The following is a 12,583-nucleotide window of genomic DNA, read 5'->3' on the forward strand; positions in this document are numbered from 1 at the left end:
ATTCGTGATAGTGAAAAAAGAAGCTCTTTACCATAGTTGGCTGGTAGTGGTGATTTTCGTATTAGCTGTCAATTATGTGCTTTTCAACACATCCTTCGGAATCAGCATTTTGCCGGACGAACCAAATTTTGTTGTTATAGGCTCAATACTTGATTTGGCTGTTGTTGCACCGCTTATGTTTTTGGCTTGGATGCGAAAGTGGCGCTGGAAGAATATCATTTTATCAATGGCATCCGGTTTGGTTCTCGTCCGTTTTCTAATTCCAATGAAGTATCTGACCCCGTTTGAAAAAATCACTTGGGTTGGTTTTGCCGTCGAAGCGGTCTTTATTTTATTGACGATTTTTAAAAATATGCCAACCATTGTCCGTTCAGTAAGAGAGAGTGAGTTGCCGGTAGTGTTCTCGTTTTCTGCCGCAGTCCGTGAACAGGCACGGGAGCATCCGATTGTCAAAGTGTTATTTGAAGTTACACATCCGACTGTTATTTTGAAGCTTAAGTCTCCTGTCGAAGCAATCTTGTTGATGGGATTAAGAAGACGTTATAAAAAGTAGCAATTAAAGTGGATAATCCTGCTCCTTTCAAGGGAATTTTGAGAGTTAAACTGGATAGTGGTGCTATATTTTCTATGAAATAGACTGGCGGTATATGAGTCGGTTTCAATATCTTTGTTTGATTATTTGATTATATTGTCATATAAAGCAGCTGTATGAGGCTGCTTTTCTAAAAGATAAAAAAGCATATAATTTTGAACTTATATAGCTGACTAACTTTACCTGCCGCATGGCTCCTTTTTCATCTAGGCAAATTCAAGTAGTATTTTCATGATGAAAAAGGACCGTAATGGTTTTTGTATGCCATTTTTTATATTAATAGTACCTTTAATCCAAAAATGATATAATATGGTTATTGTGTTTTGAAGAGGGGTATATAAGTGAAGAGAAATACAGTTAAATGGGCAGGGGCTTTCATTTCGCTATTTTTTATTGCCGGCTTATTGGTTTACTGGTTTGTATCGGAAAATTCAAATTCGTACAAATGTCCCACTCAAGCTTTGTTATCGGCTGATGAAGACTTGATTTTAATTCAGGCTTATAAAATGAATGATAAATCTCTGTTTTTTTTCATCAAAAATCAAAATCAAATTGGAGCTTCGTACATTCATAAAGGAATGTTCGGATGGCGATTAGAGCATATGACGTTGAGTCCTTTTGACACAAATATAACCGACAATCACCTTAACGGCTATCAAGGAAATGGAGATAACTTGATTTACGGATTAATGACTAATGGCGACGACCAAATCGTAACGTTGAATAATGATGTTGCACACATACTTAATTTAAAAATGCTCCCTGCTCAAGTTGTAGAACAATATCAGTTGAACGGCCTTTATCTATGGTATATAGAAAATGATCGCTTAGCGGAAAAAGAGGGGGAGATTAAACTGGTCGATAAGTATTCGGAAGAAGTGCTTGATGTGGTTTTGAAATAGGGAGGAAGGATATATGGCTCAACTATGGAAAGAGGAGCAAATATAGGCTGTTAGAGGACAGGAAATAAAGAAATCTAGTATATATATTAAAAAGATATCAGAGAGCAGAAATGTTGATTTAACAACATTTTTGCTTTTTTAATTTCACGCTATGAGCGATGTTAAATTGATGATATTCAGTTTCTTGAAAATATCATAGTGAAGTAAACTAAATGAAAAAAAGGGAGTGAAGCCTAAATATGTAAATATATTTTACTAGAAAAAGATGACCGATTATCCATTTGCACATACTTTTGAACTGTTTTATCTATCATTTAAAAATAGTAGATAAACGTAGGGAAATATAGGGAAATGATAGATATGATAGGTTTTTAAGCTTTTTTTGGAATTTACACAATTATCCATTTTACGATATATTTCTATTACAAAGTTCTCTGTAAACAAATTAATAAATATAAGTTAGGAGGAATAGGTAATGGGACTAATTAGTGGTAAAGTGGCTTCTATGATTTTAGCAGGAACGGTGGTAACAGGTGGTCTGGCAAGTTTGACCTATGATGGCGGGGATGCCTTGAAAACGGTAAGACTATGGATGATGGATGAAAGTTCAAAAGTCCAGGCTTTTGATAAGGCTGAAGGTAAATTGTTAGACAAAATCAATGCTCTGAAAACTGCTGCATCAACAAAAATCGGTGAAGCAAATGACTTGATTGCTGATAAAAATACAGTTATTCGGGATAAAAATCAAACCATTGAAGGATTAGCGGAAGAGATTGATGGCTATTTGGAAGAAATTCGGATTCTTGAAGCTCAAATTGATGAGCTTACTGGAGATAATGAGCAACTGAGGGGGGAATTGGATTCTGCATTGGTAGACCTTGAACTCATAAGAGCCCAACTTGCACAAGCAAATGAACAGATTGCTGAACTGACTACAGAAAATGAACGACTGAATCAAGAACTGGAAAAAGCGAACGGAGAAATTCAAAAAGCAAACGATGATGCTTATGGTACAGAGGCATTCATCGATCAAGTACAGACGGAAAAACACAAACCGTTGAGTGATGAGGAAATTGAAGAAGTAGATATCACGTTGCCTGAAATAGTGGATGAGGCTGGAACTGAATAAGAAGTAACTACGTAGCTACCACCTGAATATTCAGTATGCGAATGACAAGGGATACCGGCAAGTCAATTGGAATAAGATTTTCGAAGAAATGAAGGCAAAGGTAAAAGCATCCCTTGATTGTGAAGAGCAGGTAGCTTCTAACAGAAGGGGCTGTCCATAAATAAGTTTTTAAAATGAAACAGGTGTAGAAAACGAGTCGTTTTTCTACACCTGTTTTTGATTATGGACTTTAGTCAGTTGAGCCTGAAGAAGGCGAAACAGAAAACCACCTGCTATGCGGGTGGGTAATAAAACGTTATACAAAATAACTCACTTTCAGTTCTATAATAGAGAGTGTTCAAGCCTCTAAAACAGAAAGGAAAGTGAGCATATTGGCCAATAAAGCGAATAGCCTTGCACATACCAAATGGATGTGTAAATACCATATCGTCTTCACTCCAAAGTATAGACGAAAAGTAATCTATTATCAATATAGAAAGAGCGTAGGTGAGATACTGAGAACGCTCTGTAAGTATAAAGGAGTAGAAATTATAGAGGGACATCTCATGCCAGATCATGTGCACATGCTGGTGAGCATTCCGCCGAAGATTTCTGTATCAAGTTTCATGGGATATCTAAAAGGAAAAAGTGCACTTATGATGTTTGATAAACATGCAAATCTAAAATATAAATTTGGAAACAGACATTTTTGGGCAGAAGGTTATTATGTGAGTACAGTAGGATTAAATGAGGCAACGATTAAGAAATATATACAAGAACAAGAAAAGCATGACATTGCCCTTGATAAGTTAAGTGTGAAAGAATATAACGACCCATTCAAGGGGTAGCCATGTAATACAAGTATCCCTTCAGGGGTGGCAAAAGTGACAAAGGCAATAGAGGCTTGAATGATATGAAAGCCAGCGCCTTGAGACGCTGGTCGGTAGTAGAGGCTTATAGCCTTTGTTCAAACCACCCTTTGGAAGGGTGGTTATGATTTTTCTTCTGCTAATTTGTTGAAATGTATAATGATATATTTAAGTAGAAGTGGGGTGGGCCAAAACTGGAAGACCACCTTGTGTCATCTAATTGAAATTAACTGCCTACCCTTACAGTACCGACAAATCGGGATTCCGGACGGAAGATGACGTTATCTTCGGATTGCTCGATTGCGTGTGCTGTCCATCCGACAAAGCGGCTTGCTGAGAATGTCGGTGTGAATAGCTCTTCACTCATGTTGAGCGCTTTCATAATACCGGCTGCATAAAACTCGACATTTGTGTACAATGCCCGTCCCGGTTTCAGCTCTTGGAGTACCTTGACGCCGATATCCTCTACTTGCATCGAAAGATCAAGCCATTCATCATCTCCTGCAAACTGTTTCAATTTTGCCTTCAGGGCAATCGAGCGAGGGTCGTGAACTTTGTAAACACGATGTCCGAAGCCCATTAATTTTTCCCTAGCTAGTACTTTTTTTCTTAAAGTCCCTTCAATATCACCAGAATCATGTACTTCATTTAATAAAGTAATAACGCCAGCTGGTGCTCCTCCGTGCAAAGGTCCCTTCATTGTGCCGATTGCTGATGTGACAGCGGAAACAAGGTCTGACTCGGTTGAAGCAGTTACACGCGCTGCGAACGTTGAGGCATTCATGCCGTGCTCCATCGTCAAAATCATATACGCTTCCAAAGCATTCACATGAGCTCGTGATGGCACCGTTCCATTTAGCATATACAAATAATTTTCAACATGGCTAAGCGATGCATCTGGGTCAACAAGCGGTTTGTCTTCAATAAATCGCTTACGGTAGGCGATGATGGTAGGAGCAATTGCTGTCAGTCTAATAGCTTGTTCAATTGTCGGCTTCCATTGATAAGTAGCCCTTCCTTCAGCGGAAATAACTGTTCTGAGCACATTCATGATATCCATATCTTTCGGTAAACTTTTAATTAAATCAATCATATAGGCCGGCAAATTTCTATTTTCTTTTAAAGCAGTCGTCAAATCATTCAACTGCTGCTCATTTGGAAAATCCCCGTGCCAAAGCAGGTAGGCAATTTGTTCGAAGGTTGAATTCTCCATAATTTCTCGGATGTCATAGCCTCTGTATATCAATTGGCCTTTCTCGCCGTCAACGTGACCAACGCTTGTTTCAGCAGCAACTATACCTTTTAATCCTTTTTGAAACATAACCTTCTCCCCTTCCTTTATTTGTAATAATTGTATAAAATATTAATTATTATGAAAATTAAATAAAATTAATTTAGTTGATTAATATTTTTAATCAATAAAGAGGTGCCTATGGAATTAAGCTGGCTTCAAACTTTTCTAATTGCAGCTCAGTATGGGAATTTTCGAAAGGCAGCGGACGTGTTGTTTTTGTCTCAGCCTTCGGTAACAGTGCATATTCAAAACTTAGAGAAAGAACTTGGTGTTCAATTATTTTTACGAGAAAAGAAGCGGGTCGAGCTGACGAAGGCGGGAAAGAGGTTCATTCCTCATGCCCAGCTTCTGCTGACCAACTATCAAAACGGAATTGCCGATATGCAATCATACAGCCAAGGATATTCCTCGCAGCTTTCAATTGCGATCTCCCCGTTAATTGCCGACACGATTTTGCCTTTTGTACTGAAAAAGTATATGACGGAACATCCTCATGTCGAAGTATCTGTAAAAGTGGTCGAGGCGCTCGATATTGAAAGGGAAATTTTGGCTGATGAGGTCGATATCGGGTTGTCTTGTGTCCGTTCTAATAATCCTGATTTGGTCTGTGAAGTGATATCGAAGGACAAGGTTTTGTTGATTGCTCCGCATGACGGTATTGATTCGGAGTCGGCACCAGTTCTGGAAGAAGAAGAGGTGCTTACATCTAATTATTTGCTGACAGATAATCATCCCGCTTATTGGGAGGAGTTAAACAGACACGTAAGGAAAAAATATCCGAAGATCAAAACGATGAAAGTGTCACAAATCCATGTGACAAAACGTTTTATTGTCGAAGGACTAGGCGTGTCATTTTTGCCGGAGTCTACAGTGAGAAAGGAGCTGCTGGAAGGCTGGTTATTGGAAGTTCCTTGCCCGTCCATCAAGCTTCCCGAGGCTTGTACATATGTAATTATGAAAGATAGCCATCCGAAGAAGCTTGAATTTATGGCTTTTTTGCAGAATTACCGGATTTAGGAGGATATACATGATGAAAGCCGTGCTCTTTGATTTAGACGGAACATTGTTAAACCGCGATGCTTCCTTAGAAAAATTTTTGGGAAATCAGCATAGCCGACTGTATCAATCGCTCGCTCATATTCCGAAAGAAACCTACATATCCAGATTTATAGAACTCGATTGCCGAGGCTATGTTTGGAAAGACAAAGTGTACGCACAATTGTCGGATGAATTTTCAATAAAAGAAATAACCACAGAGGATTTGCTGCTAGATTACTTGGATGAGTTCAGTGAGCATTGCGTTCCGTTTCCAAATTTGCATAGCGTGTTGCGGCAATTGAAAAACAGGCATTTCTCTTTAGGCATGATTACAAATGGTTATGAAAAATTTCAAATGGACAACATTAAAGCTCTCCGAATAGGTTCATATTTTGATACGATATTAGTTTCCGAATCCGAAGGAATTAAAAAGCCGGATACAGAAATTTTTCATCGAGCATTGCAACGATTGCAAGTGAGTGCTGATGAAAGCATCTATGTTGGCGACCATCCTGAAAACGATGTGAAGGCAGCAGAACGGGCCGGCATGAAAGCTGTTTGGAAGATAGATAATTACTGGGGACAGGTGGAAGCCCATTATAGAATTGATAATTTGCTGGAGCTAGAGGCCATTTTGTCAGAAATATAATAGAGGAGTGATTTAAATGACAACAATCAGATTTGTGAGGCATGGAATAACGGAGTGGAATGAGCGCGGTGTCATACAAGGTAGATCAAATATTCCTTTGAATGAGCGGGGCAAGCAACAGGCACAAGCGCTAGGAGAACGGCTTACGCAAGAGGAGAACTGGGATATCATCATCTCAAGTGATATGATGCGCGCTGAAGAAACGGCAAATATTATTTCCGCTAATCTTGGATTAAACAATGTAATTTTAGATGAAAGAATTCGTGAAATCGACTGCGGACAACTCGAAGGTACGAATGAAGAGATGAGAGTGAATAAATGGGGAAGTGACTGGCGTAATCTTGATCTTGGCATGGAGTCTTTTGAAAATGTTGCTGATAGAGGAAGCGACTTTTTGACGGATATAAGCGAACGATATAAAGGGAAGCGTATATTGATAGTCAGTCACGGTGCTATTATCGGGCTTACATTGCGTAAATTTTTGCCGAACGCAATACCGAAAGATAATCTTAATAACACTTCAATCACCATCATTCGGCAAATAGAAGAAGAATGGGAATGTACATTGTTCAATTGTACGAAGCATTTGGAGGCTGGAGATGATGGGAAATAGGCTGGAGCCCCTTCAAGCGGCGCATTTATTTGTAGAGAAACATTTTCCCGACTGTCATGGTGCGCTTCTGGCCGGCAGTGTCATTCGAAACCAAGCAACGGAGACATCCGACCTTGACCTTGTCATTTTTGATGATGTCAGTTCGTCTTTCCGGAAATCAGTTGTTGATTTTGACTGGCCGATTGAGATGTTTGTTCATAGCATGCAAACTTATAAAACATTTTTGGACGGTGACTGCAAACGGGCGCGTCCGTCTTTGCCGAGAATGATTTCAGAAGGCATCATCATTAAAGATACTGGCGTCATACAATCTATTCAAGCAGAAGCAAAGGATCTGTTAAAAGCGGGACCAGAAAAATGGACTGAAGACATAATTGAGATGAAACGTTATTTCATCACCGATACTTTAGATGATTTTATCGGCAGTACCAATCACACAGAAGACCTTTTTATCGCGAATGCTCTTGCCGAACAGTTGAGCGAATTCATTTTGAGAGTAAATAACCAATGGATTGGAACATCAAAATGGGTGATTCGCTCATTGAAGGAGTTTGATGAAGCATTTACTTCTGAATTTGTTGCTGCTTTCGACAGTTTTTATAAAACAGGTGCTAAAGGTCAGGTCATTCGATTAACGGAGCGTATCCTCAAGCCATATGGCGGTTTGTTGTTCGAAGGCTTCTATTTAGCCTCGAACTAAAGGCCAGGCTCGCATTTCGATTGTTTTTGAAAAATGAAGAATCGGCACATCGCTTTCTACTTTACCTTGTTCTGATAGAATGGTATTTTGCTCGAATTCAGCTTTTGCTTGCTGAAGCTGCCATGGCCTATGCAAAATGTCGCAGCGAAGCGGTATACCTTTTTTGTTTACTGTATAAAAGCAGTAACGTTCGGTAATCCATTCATCAAAGGAACCTTTTTGAGCGAGATACGGTTCTGAAATAGGCTCATAGCTGCATACTAAGCGAGCGTCATTGGCGTTCGTTCTTTTACTGTCAAAATGAATGGTTTGCCCGTCTTGCTGTAGTTGCATTTCCGCACGTTGGTAGGGCAAGTGATAAAATCGTTTAGCGGCCCAAACGGCGAGCTGATTAGCTGCATCAAGATTAAAGAAATAAACGCCTGGTTTACCGTCAAGCATTACATAAGTGCGAATGTGTTAAGCTCCGGAAACCGGTCCGTCCCGGGAACCGCCGGCAAACCGCGAAATCTAACACCCGACATTTGAAAAGGCACAACACTGATCCACCCCATTCCATCGAAGCTATCTAAGGGCAGTGCTTCAGGTACAAGTTAGCGTAAAACAACAAAATCAAAGTTTCATAAAGAAAATTATACATAATAAAGCTTCCGGTTTACGATTAATAACTATTCGGGTACTAAGTAGTTATCCTGAAACAAAAATTTGTCATAGTCATTAAAGTGAAAAAGGCAGTCATAAAGGCTGCCTTTTCGTCTATTATTTCAATATTGTCACAAGCTCACTAGCCGGTTTGCGATTTTGCGCCATCGGGATGATTTCAGGATAGCCCATATGCATATTGCAAATCGCGCGTTCGTTCGGCTGAATGCCATACGCTTCGCGGAATGCCGGGTCTTTCAACCAACCGTATGAATGCCACGTCATGCCGATGCCTTTCTCCCAAGCCAGCAAACTGAAGTTTTGCAATAGACAGCAAGCGGCTGCGAAATCGTCTTCCCGGACAATTGGGTTTTCGTCTTCCTTCACAACAACAATCAAATACATCGGATTAGAACTGATTTTTTTATAAATCTTTTCTCCGATTGCTTTCTTCTTATCAGGATCTGTTTCCTTCGCTTCGCGGATGCTTTTTACCGTTTGAGCCAATTCCTCTCTGGAATCGCCGTGAATGAGAATAAATCTCCAAGGCTCTGTCACATGATGGTTCGGCGCCCAAACAGCTGTATCGAGCAACTCGATGATCAGCTCCGGTGATACCTCTCGATCTTGAAATCTATGTACGGATCTTCTATCTTTAATAATTTCGGTTAAATTCATAAGTCCCCTCCGCTAATGATAATCACTCTCATTTAAATCTTAACCTATTATAAAGCTTTCTTGCTTTTCCCACAATTATTTATGCTTAAAAAGTTCTCCTTTCTGTAGAATTTAAAAAGGTATAAAATGGTTGTTAAGGGGTGGGGAATATTGAAAAAAATCATTTGGTTTCCAATTTTACTATTATTAGCTGTCTTTATAGGATTATTTATTTTTGTGAAAGTGAATCCACCTTTGGACATAAGCAATGTTTATGCAAGCGGAGATTATAAATCAGCCATTGTCGGGGTTGGCAATACAGGTTTTGCAGATATAAAAATTGTCGATGTGACAGTTAATAATGATGAAAAGCCTTTGGATAAAAAAATTCAAGTCAGCCATGCGCTAAAAGGTTTCATCATAACGGATGATTGTTCCGGTAAAGATGCAGAAGAATACGATTTTACTAATATGGAAGATGTAATCATTAAGACGGGGACTTCCCCTTCTGTACATTTTGAGAAACTTGATAACGGCACGGCCACTAAAGAGGATTTGGCCTATGGAGTTAGCGCTCTTCACAGTTCAGCGATTAATGAGATGAAAATAACTTATAAATATTTAGGGATAACATTTACTGAAACCGTGACAGTCACTCCATATCCTATAATAAATGAAGAATAAACGGCAGCTGCAGAGCTGTTTTTTGTTTACTAAACTCCCATATAATGATATGTTAATGTGAAAATTATTCCAATTAATAGGGTGAGGCAAATGACGGGAACATGGAAAAATCCTATTCTTTTACTGGCAGGAATAGGTGTTTCCTATTTAGGGAGCTGGATTTACTTAATAGCTATTAATCTTTCAGTTTTGCAAATGACCGGGTCAGCGGCAGCTGTTGCCGGTTTGTACATAATCAGACCGATTGCTGTATTGATGACAAATACGTGGGCTGGCAGTCTCATTGACCGGGTGAATAAACGAAAGCTTATGATGTTCGTCGATATCGCCCGCGGAGCATTGGTGTTTCTGATACCATTCATTGATTCCTTATGGGTTATTTATGGGTTGCTGTTATTGATTAACATACTCGGCGCTTTTTTCGGACCTGCTTCATTTGTCTATATAACGAAGCTGATTCCGGCTGAAAAACGGCAAAAATTCAATTCGTGGATGAGTATGATGAGTTCAGGAGCATTTTTAGTCGGGCCGGCGATTTCAGGTGTTTTAATAATGTATGCAGGTACAGATATGTGTATTTTTATTAACGCAGCTACGTTTATTATATGTGCACTTTTCATTTATTTCCTTCCTGATGTCGATGAAGTCACTGAACATAAAACAGAGCCGATCGGCTGGAAAACACTTATGAATGATTGGGCGCTTGTGAAAGATTTTATGAAGGGAGCACCGCTTTTGCTGACCGTTTATTGCTTATTTCAAGCAGCAATGCTAATCGGATTTGCCTTGGATTCTCAAGAAGTGACATTCATAAAAACGACGTTGAATCTAACGGATACAGATTATGGTCTGATTGTCAGCATCACCGGTGTCGGCTCATTATTGGGCGCCTTAACATCAGCAATGCTGGCAGATAAATTGCATTTGAAACTGTATATCGGTATCGGCATGCTGATGACATCGGTCGGGTATGTGATGTTTTACGCATCGATTAATTTTATAACGGCAACGTCGGCATTTGTTTTCCTCGGTTTCTTTTTGTCATTTGCCAATACGGGTTATGCAACATTTTTTCAAGGCAGTGTACCTGTCGATTTAATGGGAAGGGTCGGCAGTATCGCAGAAATGTTACAAGGAATTGTTCAAATTGTCTTGACGTTGATTCTGGGCTTCTTTGCTGAATGGTTGACATTGCAATTCGTCTGTATCGTCTTTGCGGCAATCAGTGTTATTTTTGCACTTGCCTTAGCTATTTTTACATTGCAGCCTTCAAAGACCCGCTTTTTTGAGATTAGTAAAACTGATATGTAAAAGAAGAGACAGTTTGGAGCTGTCTCTTCTTTTATGTCATTATATAAATTTTTATTAAAAAGGGTGGAAATTGCTGATACGTATAGGTAAATTTTATATATTTACCGAACGAAAACTTGCTACTATACTAATGCGGATGAAATGATTTAATCTAGAGCATATTAAATAAAATTAGCAATACGCAAGTTAGGTGAAATTTTTCAATGCAGGATTTAAAAAAGAAACAAATGATTTTATCATACCTGCAAAAGTATGAGTTGGAGCAAATTTTTGAGCCGATTGGAATTGAGCAGTTTGAGTTGCTTCAATTGCCGAAGGGGCATGTACTTTGCGCAAAGGGTGATGAAATAAATGAAATGTATTTACTTGTTGAAGGAAAGCTGAAAATTTACACGACGACATTAGATGATAAGCGACTGATTTTGCGCTTCCAAGAAGCAATGGGAATGATCGGTGATATTGAGTTTATTCAAGCTACTCCTGTTTTATATACAATTGAGACGAGTACAGATTGCACTGTTATCAGGCTTCCTTATGCAGTTTTAAGACAAAAAGCATCACAAGAGCCTCAGTTTCTGACGTTCTTGCTGAAAGTTGTAACAAACAAGTTCCGCGCCAAGACGGATGCAGCTTCACTAAATTTGCTTTATCCGGTCGAGGTCCGTCTTGCCAGTTACTTGTTATCAACAAAAGCAGATAATGAGCGGCTGCTTTATCATGAAGAGGCCAAGGATTCCAGCATGAATGATATTGCCGATATGGTCGGGACGAGTTATCGCCATTTAAACCGCGTCATCAAGAAGCTGTGCAATGATGGTGTCATTGAAAGGATAGGCGGCAAGCTCTTCATCAAAGATATCGAAAAGCTTAGAGAAATAGCGAAAAATAATATTTACGAATAAGACAAGAACTTGGCGGCATAACATCTAGAACAAATCTGAAGAGGTTTGAGGTGTCCGGCTTGCGGGAAAAAGCAATAATCATCGTGACAATCAAAGCAGCTACCATTAAATACTTGATGGTCATTGATTTTTTGCGAAAGAATATATCATTGGAAGCTGTCGTCATGACGGCTTTTTTTCTTATACTGTTTGTTTTACTTCTTAAAAAGGACCTTTGATGGTGTTTCTTAATAAGAGAGAATAATTGAAGAGAAGGAGAACTATTAGGTACAATAGAGTATTGGTGAAAATGGAGGAAGATTTCATGGGGTATATATGGCTATCAATTGCAATCGTGTCTGAGGTCTTCGGCAGTTCTATGCTGAAACTGACAGACGGTTTTAAACGATTTTTTCCTACGCTTGGTGTGGTGGTCGGTTATGCGATTGCATTTTACGCATTGTCGCTCTCATTAGAAGAGCTGCCTTTAGGAGCGGTGTATGCGATTTGGGCAGGTGTCGGGACGGCATTAACGGCGCTTGTCGGCGTTATTTTTTATAAAGAAGGCATCAATTTTAAAAAAACGGTTGGTATTTTAATGGTCATTGGCGGCATTGTGCTGTTGAACAGCGGGATTTAGGGG

16 protein-coding genes are annotated in these 12,583 nt (G+C 39.3%); 12 read left to right on the top strand and 4 right to left on the bottom strand.

The genetic code is table 11. From position 1 onward, the window contains the following. Positions 1-10: 10 nt before the first annotated feature. From IEO70_RS12500 to tnpA, 4 genes are all read left to right on the top strand, one after another. Positions 11-553: a hypothetical protein gene (locus IEO70_RS12500; RefSeq protein WP_190998708.1), complete on the top strand. Its 543-nt coding sequence runs from the start codon at positions 11-13 to the stop codon at positions 551-553. A gap of 380 nt (positions 554-933) precedes the next feature. Then, entirely contained in the window at positions 934-1,494 is a 561-nt protein-coding gene (locus IEO70_RS12505) for an aspartyl-tRNA synthetase (RefSeq protein ID WP_190998709.1), read from the top strand. A 475-nt stretch (positions 1,495-1,969) separates the two neighbouring features. Further along, the gene (locus IEO70_RS12510; protein ID WP_190998710.1) at positions 1,970-2,623 is read left to right on the top strand and encodes a hypothetical protein; all 654 of its coding nucleotides are present in this window, start codon (positions 1,970-1,972) and stop codon (positions 2,621-2,623) included. A 371-nt stretch (positions 2,624-2,994) separates the two neighbouring features. Next, complete coding sequence (tnpA, locus tag IEO70_RS12515; protein WP_190998011.1) at positions 2,995-3,450, top strand: IS200/IS605 family transposase; 456 nt, start codon at positions 2,995-2,997, stop codon at positions 3,448-3,450. 247 nt (positions 3,451-3,697) lie between these two features. On the opposite strand, the gene IEO70_RS12520 is transcribed toward tnpA, so the two are convergent. After that, complete coding sequence (locus IEO70_RS12520) at positions 3,698-4,792, bottom strand: citrate synthase/methylcitrate synthase (RefSeq protein ID WP_190998711.1); 1,095 nt, start codon at positions 4,790-4,792, stop codon at positions 3,698-3,700. Positions 4,793-4,903: 111 nt separating this feature from the next. On the opposite strand from IEO70_RS12520, the gene IEO70_RS12525 reads away from it, so the two are divergent. From IEO70_RS12525 to IEO70_RS12540, 4 genes are read left to right on the top strand one after another with little or no spacing between them, the layout of a single operon-like run. Continuing rightward, positions 4,904-5,782: a LysR family transcriptional regulator gene (locus IEO70_RS12525; protein WP_190998712.1), complete on the top strand. Its 879-nt coding sequence runs from the start codon at positions 4,904-4,906 to the stop codon at positions 5,780-5,782. A gap of 10 nt (positions 5,783-5,792) precedes the next feature. Then, a complete protein-coding gene (locus IEO70_RS12530; RefSeq protein ID WP_190998713.1) occupies positions 5,793-6,452 on the top strand; it encodes an HAD family hydrolase in 660 nt (219 codons plus the stop codon). A gap of 16 nt (positions 6,453-6,468) precedes the next feature. After that, positions 6,469-7,065: a histidine phosphatase family protein gene (locus IEO70_RS12535; RefSeq protein ID WP_190998714.1), complete on the top strand. Its 597-nt coding sequence runs from the start codon at positions 6,469-6,471 to the stop codon at positions 7,063-7,065. Continuing rightward, entirely contained in the window at positions 7,052-7,765 is a 714-nt protein-coding gene (locus tag IEO70_RS12540; RefSeq protein WP_328820927.1) for a nucleotidyltransferase domain-containing protein, read from the top strand. The genes IEO70_RS12535 and IEO70_RS12540 overlap by 14 nt, the downstream gene beginning before the upstream one ends. Here IEO70_RS12540 and IEO70_RS12545 read toward each other — a convergent pair. The 3 genes from IEO70_RS12545 to IEO70_RS12550 all read right to left on the bottom strand — a co-directional run bounded on the left by IEO70_RS12545 (position 7,751) and on the right by IEO70_RS12550 (position 9,085). Next, the gene (locus IEO70_RS12545) at positions 7,751-8,206 is read right to left on the bottom strand and encodes a YqjF family protein (RefSeq protein WP_268938749.1); all 456 of its coding nucleotides are present in this window, start codon (positions 8,204-8,206) and stop codon (positions 7,751-7,753) included. The two genes, IEO70_RS12540 and IEO70_RS12545, sit on opposite strands and share 15 nt — an antisense overlap. Continuing rightward, the gene (locus tag IEO70_RS20210) at positions 8,206-8,319 is read right to left on the bottom strand and encodes a DUF2071 domain-containing protein (protein WP_268938750.1); all 114 of its coding nucleotides are present in this window, start codon (positions 8,317-8,319) and stop codon (positions 8,206-8,208) included. Before IEO70_RS20210 ends, IEO70_RS12545 begins: the two co-directional genes overlap by 1 nt. Before the next feature lie 205 nt (positions 8,320-8,524). Continuing rightward, positions 8,525-9,085: a nitroreductase family protein gene (locus tag IEO70_RS12550; protein ID WP_190998715.1), complete on the bottom strand. Its 561-nt coding sequence runs from the start codon at positions 9,083-9,085 to the stop codon at positions 8,525-8,527. 150 nt (positions 9,086-9,235) lie between these two features. Between IEO70_RS12550 and IEO70_RS12555 the strand changes: the two genes are divergently transcribed. From IEO70_RS12555 to IEO70_RS12570, 4 genes are all read left to right on the top strand, one after another. Further along, positions 9,236-9,748, top strand: coding sequence for a hypothetical protein (locus IEO70_RS12555; protein WP_190998716.1), 513 nt, complete (start codon positions 9,236-9,238; stop codon positions 9,746-9,748). Between the two features lie 90 nt (positions 9,749-9,838). Continuing rightward, positions 9,839-11,059, top strand: a complete 1,221-nt coding sequence (locus IEO70_RS12560) for an MFS transporter (protein WP_190998717.1) — start codon at positions 9,839-9,841, stop codon at positions 11,057-11,059. A gap of 203 nt (positions 11,060-11,262) precedes the next feature. Continuing rightward, positions 11,263-11,961: a Crp/Fnr family transcriptional regulator gene (locus IEO70_RS12565; protein WP_190998718.1), complete on the top strand. Its 699-nt coding sequence runs from the start codon at positions 11,263-11,265 to the stop codon at positions 11,959-11,961. 304 nt (positions 11,962-12,265) lie between these two features. Continuing rightward, positions 12,266-12,580, top strand: coding sequence for a DMT family transporter (locus IEO70_RS12570; RefSeq protein ID WP_190998719.1), 315 nt, complete (start codon positions 12,266-12,268; stop codon positions 12,578-12,580). Positions 12,581-12,583 lie beyond the last annotated feature (3 nt).

This window comes from Peribacillus faecalis (genome assembly GCF_014712675.1).
Lineage (GTDB): Bacteria > Bacillota > Bacilli > Bacillales > DSM-1321 > Bacillus_AD > Bacillus_AD faecalis.